Source organism: Streptomyces sp. NBC_00568 (assembly GCF_026341855.1).
Lineage (GTDB): Bacteria > Actinomycetota > Actinomycetes > Streptomycetales > Streptomycetaceae > Streptomyces.
In genome coordinates this window covers 75,435-92,610 of sequence record NZ_JAPENW010000001.1, presented here as the reverse complement: position 1 = coordinate 92,610, position 17,176 = coordinate 75,435, and the positions used below count along the sequence as shown (strand labels likewise).

The following is a 17,176-nucleotide window of genomic DNA, read 5'->3' as shown; positions in this document are numbered from 1 at the left end:
CAGCGTGCCGAGAATGCGCCGGTCTGTGAACCCGGGTTTGTGACCCGGGCCCGGAATCCCCGATGATGATCGCGGTGCTTGCAAGGCAAAACCGGTCGATCAGGCCGTGAACGGGCGGTGAACGCTGTCTTCCGTTCATCGGATACCCTCTGCCGACATGCCGCCGGGCCCGCCGCCGCGGGCCGGGGCCATCCCATCACGTACACGCCAGGCGTCAGGCCGCGCCGGCACTCAGGGAGTGAGTTCGCTGTCGACCGCCATCCTCACCGGCCAGCCGGTCCCCGGATCGTCGCTCGAAGGCGATCTGCGGTCGCTCGGCTTCGACGTGCGGCTCGCCTCCGACACGGGCGAGACCGGGGCACTGCTCGCCGCCGCGCCGGCGAACGAACGGGTCGCCGTCGTCGACGCCCGCTTCGTGGGCCATGTGCACGCCCTGCGCCTCGGCCTCACCGACCCCCGCTTCGCGGCCTCCGCGCTGCCCGGCGCCGTATCCGTGCAGCCCGAGGCCCGGCGGGCGCTGGCCCGCGCCATGGCCCATGAGACCGGCGCCGCGGGCAGTGTGGCCGTCACCACGGAGAACCTCGTCGACCGCCTCGGCGCGGCACTCGACGCCGACGGTCTCGCCGTCCACCGCCCTGAGCTCGGCAGCCTCGTCGCCGCCGTCCCCGCCGATCCGCAGGAGCGCAACGAGGTCCGGCAGTCCGTGCTGGCCGTCGACGACGAGGCCGTACGGCTGCGCAGCGCCGTCAAGGCCCGCGACGGCTTCTTCACCACGTACTGCATCAGCCCGTACTCGCGCTACATCGCCCGCTGGTGCGCCCGCCGCGGTCTGACCCCGAACCAGGTCACCACCGCCTCGCTGATCACCGCGCTGATCGCCGCGAGCTGCGCCGCCACCGGCACCCGCCCCGGTTTCGTCGCGGCCGGGCTGCTGCTCCTGTTCTCCTTCGTCCTGGACTGCACGGACGGACAGCTCGCCCGCTACTCCCTCCAGTACTCGACGCTCGGCGCCTGGCTGGACGCGACCTTCGACCGCGCCAAGGAGTACGCCTACTACGCGGGCCTCGCGCTCGGCGCGGCCCGCGGCGGCGACGACGTGTGGGCGCTCGCGCTCGGCGCGATGATCCTGCAGACCTGCCGGCACGTCGTGGACTTCTCCTTCAACGAGGCGAACCACGACGCCGAGGCCAACACCAGCCCCACCGCCGCCCTCTCGGGCAAGCTCGACAGTGTCGGCTGGACGGTCTGGGTGCGCCGGATGATAGTTCTGCCCATCGGCGAACGATGGGCGATGATCGCCGTTCTCACGGCGCTGACGACCCCCCGTATCACCTTCTACGCGCTGCTCGCCGGCTGCGCCTTCGCGGCCACCTACACCTCGGCGGGCCGGGTGCTGCGCTCGCTGACCCGCAAGGCGCGCCGCACGGACCGCGCAGCCCGGGCGCTCGTGGACCTCACCGACTCCGGCCCGCTGGCCGAGTACCTGACGCGTTTCGCCGGCCGCCTCCCGCGGATCGGCCCGGCCCTTGTCGCCTTCGTGGCCGGGGCGATCGTCGTGACGTCCGCCGCACTCGCCCCCTACGGCAGCTGGTGGCCCGTCCTGGGCGCCGCCGTGTACGTCCTGCTGTCGCCGGTCGCCCTGGTCAGGCCCCTGAAGGGCGCCCTCGACTGGCTGGTGCCGCCGTTCTACCGCGCGGCCGAGTACCTCACCGTCCTGGTACTGGCGGCCAACGCAGACGTGAACGGAGCGCTTCCGGCGGCTTTCGGCCTGGTGGCCGCCGTCGCCTACCATCACTACGACACGGTGTACCGCATCCGCGGCAACGCCGGAGCCCCCCCGCACTGGCTGGTGCGGGCGATCGGCGGGCACGAAGGCAGGACGCTGCTGGTCACCGTCCTGGCCGCGCTGCTCGCCGCCTCACAGTTCAAGGTCGCGCTCACGGTATTCGCCGTGGCCGTCGCCCTACTGGTGCTCGCCGAGAGCATCCGCTTCTGGGTGTCCACCGGGGCGCCCGCCGTACACGATGAAGGAGAACCCGCATGATCGGCCTTGTACTGGCAGCCGGCGCCGGACGGCGTCTGCGCCCCTACACCGACAGCCTCCCGAAGGCTCTCGTGCCGGTGGGCCCCGCGGGCGCAGAGGACTCCCTCACCGTCCTGGACCTGACCCTCGGCAACTTCGCCGAGATCGGTCTCACCGAGGTCGGCATCATCGTCGGCTACCGCAAGGAAGCCGTGTACGACCGCAAGGCGGCCCTTGAGGAGAAGTACGGCCTCAAGATCACGCTCATCGACAACGACAAGGCCGAGGAGTGGAACAACGCCTACTCCCTGTGGTGCGGCCGTGACGCCCTCAAGGACGGCGTCATACTCGCCAACGGCGACACCGTCCACCCGGTCTCCGTCGAGCGGACGCTGCTCGCCGCCCGCGGCGAGGGCAAGAAGATCATCCTCGCCCTCGACACGGTGAAGAAGCTCGCCGACGAGGAGATGAAGGTCGTCGTGGACCCCGACAAGGGCGTCCAGAAGATCACCAAGCTCATGGACCCGTCCGAGGCCACCGGTGAGTACATCGGCGTGACCCTCATCGAGGGCGCCGCCGCCGACGAGCTGGCCGACGCCCTGAAGACGGTCTGGGAGACGGACCCGCAGCAGTTCTACGAGCACGGCTACCAGGAGCTCGTCAACCGCGGCTTCAAGATCGACGTCGCGCCGATCGGTGAGGTCAAGTGGGTCGAGATCGACAACCACGACGACCTGGCCAAGGGACGTGAGATCGCGTGCCAGTACTGACGAGGCTCATCCCCTCGCCGGTCGTCGTCGACATCCGTCCGGGTGCCCTGGACGACCTGGCGAGCGTACTCAGCGACGAGCGCATCTCGCACTCGGGCAAGCTGGCCATAGCGGTCAGCAACGGCTCGGGCGCGAGGCTGCGCGAGCGGATCGCCCCGACGCTGCCGGGCGCCACCTGGTACGAGGTCGGCGGCGGCACGCTCGACGACGCGATCCGGCTGGCCGGCGACATGAAGTCCGGGCACTACGACGCCGTCGTGGGCCTGGGCGGCGGCAAGATCATCGACTGCGCGAAGTTCGCCGCGGCACGGATCGGGCTGCCCCTGGTCGCCGTGCCCACGAACCTCGCGCACGACGGTCTGTGCTCGCCGGTCGCCACCCTGGACAACGACGCGGGCCGCGGCTCGTACGGCGTGCCCAACCCGATCGCCGTGCTCATCGACCTCGACGTGATCCGTGAGGCGCCGGTCCGGTTCGTCCGCGCTGGCATCGGAGACGCGATCTCCAACATCAACGCGATCGCCGACTGGGAGCTGGCCAACCGGGTCAACGGAGAGAAGATCGACGGGCTGGCCGCCGCCATGGCGCGCCAGGCGGGCGAGGCCGTGCTCCGGCACCCCGGCGGTGTCGGCGACAACGGCTTCCTCCAGGTGCTCTCGGAGGCGCTCGTCCTCACCGGCGTCGCGATGTCGATCTCGGGCGACTCCCGCCCGGCCTCCGGCTCCTGCCACGAGATCAACCACGCCTTCGACCTCCTCTTCCCCCAGCGCGCGGCGAGCCACGGCGAGCAGTGCGGCCTGGGCGCGGCCTTCGCGATGTACATGCGCGGGGCGCACGAGGAAGCGGCGTTCATGGCCGAGGTGCTGCACCGGCACGGACTGCCGGTACTGCCCGAGGAGATCGGCTTCACCGTGGACGAGTTCGTGCAGGTCGTGGAGTTCGCTCCGCAGACCCGGCCCGGCCGCTACACGATCCTCGAGCACCTCGACCTGAAACCCAACCAGATCAAGGACATCTACTCCGACTATGCCAAGGCCATCAGTAGCTGAACTCCGCCCCGTCGTTCACCCCCCTGGGGTGAAGGACCGGCGCAGCGGTGAGCACTGGGCGGGACGCCTGTACATGCGAGAGATCTCGCTGCGCTGCGACCGCTACCTGGTGAACACCAGGATCACGCCCAACCAGCTCACGTACCTGATGACCCTGTGCGGCGTGCTCGCGGCCCCGGCCCTGCTGGTGCCGGGGATCGCGGGCGCCGTGCTCGGCGTGGTGATGGTCCAGCTGTATCTGCTGCTCGACTGTGTCGACGGCGAGGTCGCGCGCTGGAAGAAGCAGTACTCGCTCGGCGGGGTCTACCTCGACCGTGTCGGCGCCTACCTGACCGACGCGGCCGTCCTCGTCGGCCTCGGTCTGCGCGCCGCCGACCTGTGGGGCACGGGCGGCGTCGACTGGCTGTGGGCCTTCCTCGGCACACTCGCCGCCCTCGGCGCGATCCTGATCAAGGCCGAGACCGATCTCGTCGGCGTCGCCCGCCATCAGGGCGGCCTGCCACCGGTCAAGGAGTCCGCCTCCGAGCCCCGCTCCTCGGGCGTGGCGCTGGCCCGCAGGGCCGCCGCGGCCCTCAAGTTCCACCGGCTGATCCTCGGTATCGAGGCCTCCCTGCTGATCCTCGTCCTCGCGGTCGCGGACCAGATCAGGGGAGACCTGTTCTTCACCCGGCTCGGCACCGCCGTGCTCGCCGGCATCGCGATCCTGCAGACCGTGCTGCACCTCGTGTCCATCCTCGCTTCGAGCAGGCTCAAGTGAGTACGGCGACGAAGGTCGGCGCGGTGATCATCACCATGGGCAACCGTCCCGACGAACTCCGGGCCCTTCTCGACTCCGTCGCCAAGCAGGACGGCGACCGCGTCGAGGTGGTCGTGGTCGGCAACGGCTCACCCGTCCCGGACGTCCCCGCGGGCGTCCGCACGGTCGAGCTGCCCGAGAACCTCGGCATCCCCGGCGGACGCAACGTCGGCATCGAGGCCTTCGGCCCCGGCGGCACCGACGTGGACGTTCTCCTCTTCCTGGACGACGACGGCCTGCTGGCCCGCCACGACACGGCCGAGCTGTGCCGCCGGGCCTTCGCCGACGACCCGGACCTCGGCATCATCAGCTTCCGCATCGCCGACCCCGAGACCGGCGAGACCCAGCGCCGCCATGTCCCGAGGCTGCGCGCCGCCGACCCGATGCGCTCCTCGCGCGTCACCACGTTCCTGGGCGGCGCCAACGCGGTCCGCACGAAGGTCCTCGCCGAGGTCGGCGGGCTCCCGGACGCCTTCTTCTACGCGCATGAGGAGACCGACCTGGCCTGGCGGGCCCTCGACGCCGGCTGGATGATCGACTACCGGTCCGACATGGTGCTGTACCACCCCACGACCGCCCCCTCGCGGCACGCGGTGTACCACCGCATGGTGGCCCGCAACCGCGTCTGGCTCGCACGCCGCAACCTGCCCGCGCCGCTCGTCCCGGTCTACCTCGGTGTCTGGATGCTCCTGACACTTCTGCGCCGCCCCTCGCGAGCGGCGCTGCGTGCCTGGTTCGGCGGATTCAGGGAAGGCTGGACCAGTCCGTGCGGACCCCGCCGCCCCATGAAGTGGCGTACGGTGTGGCGGCTGACTCGACTGGGCCGACCTCCCGTCATCTGACAAGCTCGATTCTGAGAGCATTCGGGCCGTACCCGGTCCCCGGCTCATGCCTATGCCCGACCCGGCTGTGTGCATCTTGAAGACGAAAGTTTCCACTTGTGAGTGAGACAACGCAGGACGGTGGAGTCGCGGTGAGCGACCGGCCGTCGCCCGATGACGGGCTTTCCGCGGCCGAGGTGGCCGCCAAGTACGGGCTCGCGGTCAGCGGTGCCCGTCCCGGGCTCGTCGAGTACGTTCGTCAGCTCTGGGGCCGGCGGCACTTCATCCTCGCCTTCTCGCAGGCGAAGCTCACCGCCCAGTACAGCCAGGCCAAGCTGGGCCAGTTGTGGCAGGTGGCGACGCCGCTGCTGAACGCGCTCGTCTACTACCTGATCTTCGGCCTGATCCTGCAGGCCAACAAGGGTTTGTCACGCGAGGTGTACATCCCCTTCCTGGTGACCGGCGTCTTCGTCTTCACGTTCACGCAGAGCTCGATCATGGCGGGCGTCCGGGCGATCTCGGGCAACCTCGGCCTGGTGCGCGCGCTGCACTTCCCGCGTGCCTCGCTGCCGATCTCGTTCGCGCTCCAGCAGCTCCAGCAGCTGCTGTTCTCGATGATCGTGCTGTTCATCGTGGTGATCGCCTTCGGCAGCTACCCGGGCCTGTCGTGGCTGCTGATCATCCCCGTGCTGTGCCTGCAGTTCCTCTTCAACACGGGCCTCGCGCTGATCGTGGCGAGGATGGGCGCCAAGACGCCCGACCTCGCCCAGCTGATGCCGTTCATCCTGCGCACGTGGATGTACGCCTCCGGCGTCATGTTCTCCATCAGCACCATGCTCGCCGGCCGCCCCGAATGGATCGCCCGCGTGCTCCAGGCGAACCCGGCCGCCGTCTACATGGACCTGATGCGCTTCGCGCTCATCGACGGCTACGGCTCCTCCAACCTGCCGCCGCACGTGTGGGCCATCGCCGTCTTCTGGGCCGTGGTCATCTCCGTCGGCGGGTTCGTGTACTTCTGGAAGGCTGAAGAGAGGTACGGCCGTGGCTGAGCTCGAGAAGAGGTCGCACATTCCGACCGTCATCGCGGACGAACTGCACATCGTCTACCGCGTGAACGGCGCCAAGACCGGCAAGGGCAGCGCCACCTCGGCACTCAGCCGCATCCTCAAGCGCGGCGAGGAGCGCGGTGTGCGCAAGGTGCACGCCGTCAAGGGCGTCTCCTTCACCGCGTACCGGGGCGAGGCCATCGGCCTCATCGGTTCGAACGGCTCCGGCAAGTCGACCCTCCTGCGGGCCATCGCCGGCCTGCTCCCCGCGGAGAAGGGCAAGGTCTTCACCGACGGCCAGCCCTCGCTGCTCGGCGTGAACGCCGCCCTGATGAACGACCTGACGGGCGAGCGGAACGTCATATTGGGCGGGCTCGCGATGGGCATGTCCCGCGAGCAGATCAGGGAGCGCTACGAGGGCATCGTCGAGTTCTCCGGGATCAACGACAAGGGCGACTTCATCACCCTGCCGATGCGGACCTACTCCTCCGGAATGGCGGCCCGGCTGCGGTTCTCCATCGCGGCGGCCAAGGACCACGACGTCCTGATGATCGACGAGGCGCTCGCGACCGGCGACCGCTCCTTCCAGAAGCGGTCCGAGGCCCGCATCCGCGAGCTGCGCAAGAGCGCGGGCACGGTGTTTCTGGTCAGTCACAACAACAAGTCGATCCGCGACACCTGCGACCGGGTCCTGTGGCTGGAGCGCGGCGAACTGCGCATGGACGGACCGACCGACGAGGTCCTCAAGGAGTACGAGAAGTTCACGGGCAAGTAGCGCGAGTAGCCCGTTTCGCCCAGGGCCCCGCCGGAACTCTCCGGCGGGGCCCTGCGTCTGCAAAGGAAACGCCAACTCCCGTCGGCCTTAGGAATCTTGACGCCAATCGGTGTGTTGTTGTGATGTGCAGGACACCCCGACGGACTGTGTCGCGTTGTACAACGTAAGCTGTACCGGTGCTGAATCGCGGCAAGTAGGGCGATAATACGCGACACCCGGCACCGTCGCGCTGTGCGGATCTCCGGGCGGCGTGTCCGAAATGGGCAGTGTTGGGTCGGCAGTGTAGAACGGGAGATGTGACGGCAATGGCTACGGTGACTCTCCAGCTCCGCGATGCGTGTGCCGTCCTCGCGCCGGGCGGCGAGCGGTGACCGAAGCCGGGACGGCCCGCTCCGGTGATCCGGCGCGCGGCACCCTCGACAAAGCCGCGGACGAGAACTTTCCCGTCGCCCCGTTCTTCCTGCCCCGGGCCTGGCGCGACGATCTGATGGCCGTGTACGGCTTCGCCCGTCTCGTCGACGACATCGGTGACGGTGACCTCGCCCCCGGCGGGGCGGACGCCCGCCTCCTCGGTGTAGCGGCCCCCCGGGCGGAGGACCGCATGGCCCTCCTGGACGCCCTCGAAGCCGATCTTCACCGCGTGTTCGACTCGGTCCCGCGTCACCCCCTGCTGCGCCGGCTCCAGCCCACCGTCCGCCGCGCGGGTCTCACCCCCGAGCCCTTCCTCGCCCTGATCGCGGCCAACCGCCAGGACCAGCTGGTCCAGCGTTACGAGACGTATGACGATCTGCTCGCCTACTGCGAGCTCTCCGCGAACCCCGTCGGCCGCCTGGTCCTCTCCGTCACCGGAACGTCCACGCCCGAGCGGGTCCGCCACTCCGACGCAGTGTGCACGGCGCTGCAGATCGTCGAACACCTCCAGGACGTCGCCGAGGACCTCGGCCGCGACCGCGTCTACCTGCCCGCCGAGGACATGAAACGTTTTCATGTCGTCGAAGCGGACCTGGCCGTCCCCACAGCAGGCGCATCGGTGCGAGCACTGGTTGCATACGAAGCAGAACGCGCCTTGAACCTCCTGAATGAAGGCACCCCCCTCGTGGGTAGCGTCCACGGCAGGCTGAAACTGCTGCTCGCGGGGTTCGTTGCGGGGGGAAGGGCGGCAATCCGTGCGATTGCCGCCGCCGAATACGACGTACTTCCCGGCCCGCCCAAGCCCGGCAAGCTCCAGTTGCTGCGCGAGGTGGGAGTGACTCTGCGAGGAGAGGGGTGATCCGGACCGTGGAGTCGGAACAGCACGTGTCCGCACCGGTACTCGCCGCGTACAGCTACTGCGAGGCGGTGACCGGTCAGCAGGCACGTAATTTCGCGTACGGCATCAGGCTGCTGCCGACGTCCAAGCGCCGTGCGATGTCGGCGCTCTACGCGTTCTCACGGCGCGTCGACGACATCGGCGACGGCACGCTGGCGCCGGACGTTAAGGCCGTGCGCCTCGAGGAGACCCGGGCGGTGCTCGCCCGCGTCCGCGCGGGCACCGTCGAGGAGGACGACACCGACCCGGTCGCCGTCGCCCTCAGCCACACCGCCGAGTACTTTCCGGTACCCCTCGCGGGCCTGGACGAACTCATCGACGGCGTGCTGATGGACGTACGCGGTGAGACGTACGAGACCTGGGACGACCTGAAGATCTACTGCCGGTGCGTGGCCGGGGCGATCGGGCGGCTCTCGCTCGGGGTCTTCGGTACCGAACCGGGGGCGCGTGGCGCCGAGCGCGCGCCGGAGTACGCCGACACGCTCGGGCTCGCGCTCCAGCTCACCAACATCCTGCGGGACGTCCGCGAGGACGCCGAGGGCGGACGCACCTATCTGCCCGCCGACGACCTGGCCAAGTTCGGCTGCTCGGCCGGGTTCGACGGGCCGACTCCGCCGCCGGGCTCCGACTTCGCGGGCCTCGTGCACTTCGAAGTACGCCGGGCCCGCGCCCTCTTCGCCGAGGGCTACCGGCTGCTGCCCATGCTGGACCGGCGCAGCGGCGCGTGCGTCGCGGCCATGGCGGGCATCTACCGGCGTCTCCTCGACCGCATCGAGCGCGAGCCGGAGGCCGTGCTGCGCGGCCGGGTGTCGCTGCCGGGGCGCGAGAAGGCGTACGTCGCCGTGCGCGGCCTCTCCGGTCTGGACGCCCGGCACGTCTCCCGCCGTACCGTCCGGAGGCGCGTCTGATGGACAATATGGGCCAAGGTGACTCCACCGGAGAAAAGTGGCGCGCAACCCTCCGGAGCCGGGCGGCGTCCCTGACTGCAACGGCCTGCCGTGCATCGTTCAATCAACACGGCGCGGCCGCAGGGGAGGGTGCACGATGAGCGAGGTCGAGTCCACGGACGACTCCGGCCGGGCCGCCGCCGTGGTGATCGGCGGCGGACTCGCCGGGATCACCGCCGCGCTCGCGCTGGCCGACGCCGGGCTGCGGGTGACGCTGCTCGAAGGCCGGCCGCGCCTCGGCGGTCTCGCGTTCTCCTTCCAGCGCGGCGCGCTCACCGTGGACAACGGACAGCACGTCTATCTGCGCTGCTGCACCGCCTACCGCTGGTTCCTCGACCGCGTCGACGGATCCTCGCTCGCACCCCTGCAGGATCGTCTCGACGTGCCCGTTCTCGACGCGGAGGCGGCTCCCGGACGACGGCTCGGCAGAATCGGCCGCAGCGCTCTGCCCGTGCCGCTGCATCTGGCGCGCAGCCTCGCGACGTACCAGCATCTGTCGCTCGCCGAGCGTGCCAACGTCGGCCGTGCCGCGCTCGCGCTCAAGGGCCTGGATCTCACCGATCCGGCACTCGACGCGCAGAACTTCGGCGACTGGCTCGCCGGGCACGGTCAGTCGGAACGTGCCGTCGAAGCACTGTGGGACCTCGTGGGGGTCGCCACCCTCAACGCGGTGGCCCGGGACTCCTCGCTCGGGCTCGCCGCGATGGTGTTCAAGACGGGTCTGCTGTCCGACCCGGGCGCGGCCGACATCGGCTGGGCGCGCGTCCCGCTGGGCGAACTGCACGACACCCTCGCCCGCAAGGCGCTCGACTCCGCGGGCGTGCGTACCGAGATCCGTACACGCGTCACCTCCATCTCCCCCTACGAAAACGGACGTTGGAGCGTTCAGGTTCCCGGCGAGCGCATCGAGGCCGACACCGTGGTGCTGGCCGTACCCCAGCGCGAGGCCCATGATCTTCTGCCGGAGGGCGCGCTCGACGCCCCCGAGCGGCTCCTGGAGATCGGCACCGCGCCGATCCTCAACATCCACGTCGTCTACGACCGGAAGGTCCTCACCGCGCCGTTCTTCGCCGCGCTCGGCTCCCCGGTGCAGTGGGTCTTCGACCGCACCGAGGCGTCCGGACTCCGGGAGGGCCAGTACCTGGCCCTGTCGCAGTCGGCGGCGCAGGACGAGATCGACGAGCCCGTCTCCGCGCTGCGGGAGCGTTATCTGCCGGAGCTGGAGCGGCTGCTGCCCCGCGCGCGCGGGGCCGAGGTGAAGGACTTCTTCGTGACCAGGGAGCGCACCGCGACGTTCGCTCCCGCCCCGGGCGTCGGGCGGCTGCGGCCCGGTGCCCGTACCAAGGCCCCCGGCCTGTACCTGGCCGGAGCGTGGACCGCCACAGGGTGGCCCGCGACCATGGAGAGTGCGGTTCGCAGTGGAGTCGGTGCGGCGGGCGCCGCGCTGGACGCCCTGGGGCGGCCCCGCGATCACCTCCTCGGACTCTTCGAGGAGGCGGCATGACGCTCGACCGGAGCATCGCAGGCCCCCGCACCCCCGGTACCGCAACAAGAGGAGAGATTGTGCCCACTGTGCCCCCGGCCGAAACGGCTGCCGACGCGGTGGACGTGACCGCGCTCCTGGAGCGCGGCCGGACCCTGGCCACACCGGTACTGAAGGCGGCCGTCGACCGTCTGGCGGCGCCCATGGACACCGTCGCCGCCTACCACTTCGGCTGGATCGACGCCGAGGGCAACCCCGCGGACGGCGACGGCGGCAAGGCGGTGCGCCCCGCGCTCGCCGTGCTCTCCGCGCAGGCCGCCGGAGCCGAGCCCGAGGTGGGCGTCCCCGGCGCGGTCGCGGTCGAGCTGGTGCACAACTTCTCGCTCCTGCACGACGACCTGATGGACGGCGACGAGCAGCGCCGCCACCGTGACACCGTGTGGAAGGTGCACGGCCCCGCCCAGGCCATCCTGGTCGGCGACGCCCTGTTCGCGCTGGCCAACGAGGTTCTCCTGGAGCTCGGCACCGTCGAGGCCGGCCGCGCCACCCGGCGTCTGACCACCGCCACCCGGGCTCTGATCGACGGCCAGGCCCAGGACATCTCCTACGAGCACCGCGACCGCGTCAGCGTCGAGGAGTGCCTGGAGATGGAGGGCAACAAGACCGGCGCCCTGCTCGCCTGCGCCTGCTCCATCGGAGCGGTCCTCGGCGGCGCCGACGACCTCACCGCCGACACGCTGGAACGGTACGGCTACCACCTCGGTCTCGCCTTCCAGGCAGTCGACGACCTCCTCGGCATCTGGGGCGACCCGGAGGCCACCGGAAAGCAGACCTGGAGCGATCTGCGCCAGCGCAAGAAGTCCCTGCCGGTCGTGGCCGCGCTCGCCGCGGGCGGTCCCGCCTCGAAGCGGCTCGGCGACCTGCTCGCCGAGGACGCCAAAGCCAGCGACTTCGAGAACTTCTCCGAGGAGGAGTTCGCCGCGCGCGCCGCGCTCATCGAGGAGGCGGGCGGCCGCGAGTGGACCGCCCAGGAGGCGCGTCGCCAGCACGCGATCGCCATCGAGGCACTGGACGCCGTCCCGATGCCCGAGCAGGTACGGGCCCAGCTCGTGGCGCTCGCCGACTTCGTAGTCGTACGGAAGAGATGATCGTTATCGGTCGAATAAACCTCGCGTAGTCGCCGGCCGGTGCCTTTCCCAAGCTTCGAACCTCGTTCGAGCGGGGGGATATCCATCCGAACGAACGCACCGGCCGACGGCGGACCCACAGCAGAGACATACCACTGCACGAAGGGGAAGCCATGACAGCGACGACCGACGGAAGCACCGGGGCACTGCCTCCCCGCGCTGCCTCGGCCAGCGAAACCCAGTACGAGACGACGCCCGCGGCGGCCGGGACAGTCGAGACCCGAGACGCCGCCACGCGCGCCATCGAGCGTGCCACGGACTTCCTGCTCGCGCAGCAGGACGCCCAGGGCTGGTGGAAGGGCGACCTCGAGACGAACGTCACCATGGACGCCGAGGACCTGCTTCTCCGTCAGTTCCTGGGAATCCGCGACGAGCCGACCACCCGCGGCGCCGCGCTGTTCATCCGCGGCGAGCAGCGCGAGGACGGCACCTGGGCCTCGTTCTTCGGCGGTCCGGGCGAGATCTCCACCACCATCGAGGCGTACGTCGCCCTGCGGCTGGCCGGGGACGCCCCGGACGAGCCGCACATGGCGAAGGCGTCCGCGTGGATCCGCGAGCGCGGCGGCCTCGCCGCGGCCCGTGTCTTCACCCGGATCTGGCTCGCCCTCTTCGGCTGGTGGAAGTGGGACGACCTGCCCGAACTGCCGCCGGAGCTCATCTACTTCCCCAAGTGGATGCCGCTGAACATCTACGACTTCGGCTGCTGGGCGCGGCAGACCATCGTGCCGCTCACCATCGTCTCGGCGAAGCGTCCGGTGCGGCCCGCGCCGTTCCCGCTCGACGAGCTGCACACCGACCCACGCCATCCCAACCCGGCCAAGCGCCTTGCTCGCGTGGCCAGTTGGGACGGCGCCTTCCAGCGCCTCGACAAGGTGCTGCATCAGTACCGCAAGGTCGCGCCGCGCGCTCTGCGCAGGGCGGCGATGAACACGGCGGCCCGCTGGATCATCGAGCGCCAGGAGAACGACGGTTGCTGGGGCGGCATCCAGCCGCCCGCCGTCTACTCGGTCATCGCCCTCCATCTGCTGGGCTACGACCTCGAACACCCGGTGATGCGTGAGGGGCTGGCCTCGCTGGACCGCTTCGCCGTGTGGCGCGAGGACGGTGCCCGGATGATCGAGGCCTGCCAGTCACCGGTGTGGGACACCTGCCTGGCGACCATCGCGCTGGCCGACGCCGGGGTGCCGGCCGACCATCCGCAGCTCGTCAAGGCCGTGGACTGGATGCTCGGGGAGGAGATCGTCCGGCCCGGCGACTGGTCGGTCAAGCGGCCCCAACTGCCGCCCGGCGGTTGGGCGTTCGAGTTCCACAACGACAACTACCCCGACATCGACGACACCGCGGAGGTCGTGCTCGCGCTGCGCCGCGTCCGGCACCACGACCCGGACCGCGTCGAGAACGCCATCGGACGCGGGGTCCGCTGGAATCTCGGCATGCAGTCCAAGGACGGCGGCTGGGGCGCGTTCGACGTCGACAACACCAGCGCCTTTCCCAACCGGCTGCCGTTCTGCGACTTCGGGGAGGTGATCGATCCGCCGTCCGCCGATGTCACCGCGCACGTGGTGGAGATGCTGGCGGTGGAGGGGCTCGCGCACGACCCGCGCACCCGCCGGGGCGTCGCGTGGCTGCTCGCCAACCAGGAGCCGAACGGGTCCTGGTTCGGGCGCTGGGGTGTCAACTACGTGTACGGCACGGGGTCGGTGGTCCCGGCTCTCGTGGCGGCGGGGCTGCCCGGCTCGCACCCGGCGATCCGCCGGGCCGTGGCCTGGCTGGAGGCCGTGCAGAACGACGACGGCGGCTGGGGCGAGGACATGCGCTCCTACGACGACGCCGGGTGGAGCGGGCGCGGCGCCTCGACCGCCTCCCAGACCGGCTGGGCGCTGCTCGCCCTGCTGGCCGGGGGGGAAGGCGACTCCAAGGCGGTGGAGCGCGGGGTCGCCTGGCTCGCGGAGACCCAGCTGTCCGACGGCTCCTGGGACGAGCCGTACTTCACGGGGACCGGCTTCCCGTGGGACTTCTCGATCAACTATCACCTCTACCGGCAGGTCTTCCCGCTCACCGCGCTCGGTCGCTACGTCCACGGAGAGCCCTTCTCCGCGGCCGAGGGGGGCTGATGGACAGGCAGCCCGCACCGGCCCCGCTGCTGATCGCCTGCGCGCTCGGCATCGAGCACCTCGCCCTGCGCATCGGCGACCGGAGCGGCGCCGGCGGGCCGGTCACCGTGCTGCGTACGGGCATGGGGCCCAAGGCCGCCGACCGGTCGGTCACCCGGGTGCTCGCCGACCCGGCGCTGGCCGCTGCGGCCGTGCTGGCCACCGGCTTCTGCGCGGGGCTCGCCCCGGGCATGCACCCCGGTGACCTGGTCGTCGCCGAGGAGACCCGGGACCCGAGCGGCGCCACGCCGTGCGTGGGCACCGATCTCCTGGTCAAGGAACTCGTGCGCGCCGTGCCCGGGCGCACCGTCCACACGGGGCCGCTCACCGGCTCCGATCACGTCGTCCGCGGTCACGAGCGTTCCGATCTGCTCGCGACCGGCGCCATCGCCGTCGACATGGAGTCCGCGGCCACCCTGCTCGGCGCGGTCCGCACGGGGCCGCGTCCCGTTGCGGCCGTACGGGTGGTCGTGGATGCTCCAGAACATGAACTCGTCCGTATTGGCACGGTGCGCGGTGGAATATCAGCTTTCCGCGTTCTTCGTGCCGTGCTTCCCGCTTTCTTTGAATGGCACCGTTCTTTGTTGCTCCCTCGGAGGTGAGCCGTATGGCCATGCCGCTTCGGCAGTCCATGAAGGTCGCTGCGTACCTGTTTGAACAGAAGCTCAGGAAGCGGGACAAGTTCGCCCTGCTCGTCGAGCTGGAACCGCTCTTCGCGTGCAACCTCGCGTGCGAGGGCTGCGGCAAGATCCAGCACCCCGCGGGTGTGCTCAAGCAGCGCATGCCCGTGGCCCAGGCCGTGGGAGCAGTCCTCGAATCCGGTGCGCCGATGGTGTCCATCGCCGGCGGTGAGCCGCTGATGCACCCTCAGATCGATGAGATCGTGCGGCAGTTGGTGGCCAAGAAGAAGTTCGTCTTCCTCTGCACCAACGCGATGCTGCTGCGCAAGAAGATGGACAAGTTCAAGCCCTCGCCGTACTTCGCCTGGGCCGTGCACATCGACGGGCTGCGCGAGCGGCACGACGAGTCCGTCGCGAAGGAGGGTGTCTTCGACGAGGCGGTCGCGGCCATCAAGGAGGCCAAGCGCCGCGGCTTCCGGGTCACCACCAACTCGACCTTCTTCAACACCGACACCCCGCAGACCATCATCGAGGTGCTCAACTACCTCAATGACGACCTGAAGGTCGACGAGATGATGCTCTCGCCCGCCTACGCCTACGAGAAGGCCCCCGACCAGGAGCACTTCCTCGGCGTCCAGCAGACCCGGGAGCTGTTCAAGAAGGCCTTCGCGGGCGGCAACCGGCGCCGCTGGCGGCTCAACCAGAGCCCGCTCTTCCTGGACTTCCTGGAGGGCAAGGTCGACTTCCCGTGCACCGCGTGGGCGATCCCGAGCTACTCGCTCTTCGGCTGGCAGAAGCCCTGCTATCTGATGAGCGACGGGTACGTGCAGACGTACAAGCAGCTCCTGGAGGAGACCGACTGGGACTCCTACGGGCGCGGCAAGGACGACCGGTGCGCCAACTGCATGGCGCACTGCGGCTATGAGCCGACTGCGGTCCTCGCCACCATGGGCTCCCTCAAGGAGTCGATCCGGGCCGCCCGCGAGACCTTCACGGAAAGCCGCGGGTGACAACGTGACCGCCGTTTCCCTGGGCCTCCCCGAAGTGCCGGTCCGCCCGATCGCGGACCGCCGTGTGTCGCGGCGGATCCAGGTCGGACCGGTGGCGGTCGGGGGCGGGGCGCCCGTGTCGGTGCAGTCGATGACCACGACCCGTACGTCGGACGTCGGCGCCACCCTTCAGCAGATCGCGGAACTGACCGCGTCCGGCTGTCAGATCGTCCGCGTCGCCTGCCCCACGCAGGACGACGCGGACGCCCTCGCGACCATCGCCCGCAAGTCGCAGATCCCGGTGATCGCGGACATCCACTTCCAGCCGAAGTACGTGTTCGCGGCGATCGAGGCGGGCTGCGCGGCGGTGCGGGTGAACCCCGGCAACATCAAGCAGTTCGACGACAAGGTGAAGGAGATCGCGCGGGCCGCGAAGGACGCCGGGATCCCGATCCGTATCGGGGTGAACGCCGGCTCGCTCGACCGGCGGCTGCTGGAGAAGTACGGGAAGGCGACGCCCGAGGCGCTCGTGGAGTCGGCGCTGTGGGAGGCGTCGCTCTTCGAGGAGCACGGGTTCCAGGACATCAAGATCTCCGTCAAGCACAACGACCCGGTGATCATGGTCAACGCCTACCGGCAGCTGGCCGCCCAGTGCGACTACCCGCTGCACCTCGGCGTGACCGAGGCCGGGCCGGCCTTCCAGGGGACCATCAAGTCGGCCGTGGCGTTCGGGGCGCTGCTCTCCGAGGGCATCGGCGACACCATCAGGGTCTCCCTGAGCGCGCCGCCCGCCGAGGAGTGCAAGGTCGGCATCCAGATCCTGGAGTCGCTCGGGCTGCGGCAGCGGCGCCTGGAGATCGTCTCCTGCCCGTCCTGCGGGCGTGCCCAGGTCGACGTGTACAAGCTGGCCGACGAGGTCACGGCCGGCCTGGAGGGGATGGAGGTCCCGTTGCGCGTCGCGGTCATGGGCTGCGTCGTCAACGGTCCCGGCGAGGCGCGGGAGGCGGACCTGGGAGTCGCCTCCGGCAACGGCAAGGGGCAGATCTTCGTCAAGGGCGAGGTCATCAAGACCGTCCCCGAGTCGAAGATCGTCGAGACCCTCATCGACGAGGCGATGAAGATCGCCGAGCAGATGGAGAAGGACGGCGTCGTGTCCGGAGAACCGGCCGTCACCGTGAGCTGATCAGCACGGACCGAGAGGGGGCCCG

Annotated in this window: 16 protein-coding genes; all 16 read left to right on the top strand. The window is 70.1% G+C overall.

Going from position 1 to position 17,176, the window contains the following annotated elements:
- Positions 1–247: 247 nt before the first annotated feature.
- The 16 genes from OOK38_RS00410 (at position 248) to ispG (ending at position 17,151) form a co-directional block, all read left to right on the top strand.
- Entirely contained in the window at positions 248–2,044 is a 1,797-nt protein-coding gene (locus OOK38_RS00410) for a DUF5941 domain-containing protein (RefSeq protein ID WP_266765947.1), read from the top strand.
- On the top strand, positions 2,041–2,793 hold the full coding sequence (locus OOK38_RS00405) for a phosphocholine cytidylyltransferase family protein (protein ID WP_266764092.1): 753 nt from the start codon (positions 2,041–2,043) through the stop codon (positions 2,791–2,793). Before OOK38_RS00410 ends, OOK38_RS00405 begins: the two co-directional genes overlap by 4 nt.
- Positions 2,781–3,842: an iron-containing alcohol dehydrogenase family protein gene (locus OOK38_RS00400; RefSeq protein ID WP_266764093.1), complete on the top strand. Its 1,062-nt coding sequence runs from the start codon at positions 2,781–2,783 to the stop codon at positions 3,840–3,842. Before OOK38_RS00405 ends, OOK38_RS00400 begins: the two co-directional genes overlap by 13 nt.
- Positions 3,820–4,599, top strand: a complete 780-nt coding sequence (locus tag OOK38_RS00395) for a CDP-alcohol phosphatidyltransferase family protein (protein WP_266764094.1) — start codon at positions 3,820–3,822, stop codon at positions 4,597–4,599. The genes OOK38_RS00400 and OOK38_RS00395 overlap by 23 nt, the downstream gene beginning before the upstream one ends.
- A complete protein-coding gene (locus tag OOK38_RS00390) occupies positions 4,596–5,480 on the top strand; it encodes a glycosyltransferase family 2 protein (RefSeq protein WP_266764095.1) in 885 nt (294 codons plus the stop codon). The genes OOK38_RS00395 and OOK38_RS00390 overlap by 4 nt, the downstream gene beginning before the upstream one ends.
- 98 nt (positions 5,481–5,578) lie before the next feature.
- Entirely contained in the window at positions 5,579–6,508 is a 930-nt protein-coding gene (locus tag OOK38_RS00385; RefSeq protein ID WP_266764096.1) for an ABC transporter permease, read from the top strand.
- Positions 6,501–7,280, top strand: coding sequence for an ABC transporter ATP-binding protein (locus tag OOK38_RS00380; protein WP_266764097.1), 780 nt, complete (start codon positions 6,501–6,503; stop codon positions 7,278–7,280). Before OOK38_RS00385 ends, OOK38_RS00380 begins: the two co-directional genes overlap by 8 nt.
- 367 nt (positions 7,281–7,647) lie before the next feature.
- Positions 7,648–8,550, top strand: coding sequence for a squalene synthase HpnC (hpnC, locus tag OOK38_RS00375; RefSeq protein WP_266848007.1), 903 nt, complete (start codon positions 7,648–7,650; stop codon positions 8,548–8,550).
- Positions 8,547–9,497 carry a presqualene diphosphate synthase HpnD gene (hpnD, locus tag OOK38_RS00370; protein ID WP_266848005.1) on the top strand — a complete coding sequence of 317 codons (951 nt, stop codon included), beginning with the start codon at positions 8,547–8,549 and terminating at the stop codon, positions 9,495–9,497. Before hpnC ends, hpnD begins: the two co-directional genes overlap by 4 nt.
- A complete protein-coding gene (locus OOK38_RS34600) occupies positions 9,497–9,637 on the top strand; it encodes a DUF6380 family protein (RefSeq protein WP_354006127.1) in 141 nt (46 codons plus the stop codon). Before hpnD ends, OOK38_RS34600 begins: the two co-directional genes overlap by 1 nt.
- Positions 9,634–11,040: a hydroxysqualene dehydroxylase HpnE gene (gene hpnE, locus OOK38_RS00365; RefSeq protein WP_266764100.1), complete on the top strand. Its 1,407-nt coding sequence runs from the start codon at positions 9,634–9,636 to the stop codon at positions 11,038–11,040. Before OOK38_RS34600 ends, hpnE begins: the two co-directional genes overlap by 4 nt.
- A complete protein-coding gene (locus tag OOK38_RS00360) occupies positions 11,037–12,167 on the top strand; it encodes a polyprenyl synthetase family protein (RefSeq protein WP_266764101.1) in 1,131 nt (376 codons plus the stop codon). Before hpnE ends, OOK38_RS00360 begins: the two co-directional genes overlap by 4 nt.
- 152 nt (positions 12,168–12,319) lie before the next feature.
- Positions 12,320–14,320 (top strand): squalene--hopene cyclase, encoded by a 2,001-nt coding sequence (gene shc, locus OOK38_RS00355; RefSeq protein WP_266848003.1) that lies wholly within the window; start codon positions 12,320–12,322, stop codon positions 14,318–14,320.
- Complete coding sequence (locus OOK38_RS00350) at positions 14,320–14,961, top strand: 1-hydroxy-2-methyl-2-butenyl 4-diphosphate reductase (protein WP_266764103.1); 642 nt, start codon at positions 14,320–14,322, stop codon at positions 14,959–14,961. The genes shc and OOK38_RS00350 overlap by 1 nt, the downstream gene beginning before the upstream one ends.
- Positions 14,962–14,966: 5 nt before the next feature.
- Entirely contained in the window at positions 14,967–15,989 is a 1,023-nt protein-coding gene (gene hpnH, locus OOK38_RS00345) for an adenosyl-hopene transferase HpnH (protein ID WP_261706226.1), read from the top strand.
- Positions 15,990–15,993: 4 nt separating this feature from the next.
- A complete protein-coding gene (gene ispG, locus OOK38_RS00340; protein WP_266764104.1) occupies positions 15,994–17,151 on the top strand; it encodes a flavodoxin-dependent (E)-4-hydroxy-3-methylbut-2-enyl-diphosphate synthase in 1,158 nt (385 codons plus the stop codon).
- Positions 17,152–17,176 lie beyond the last annotated feature (25 nt).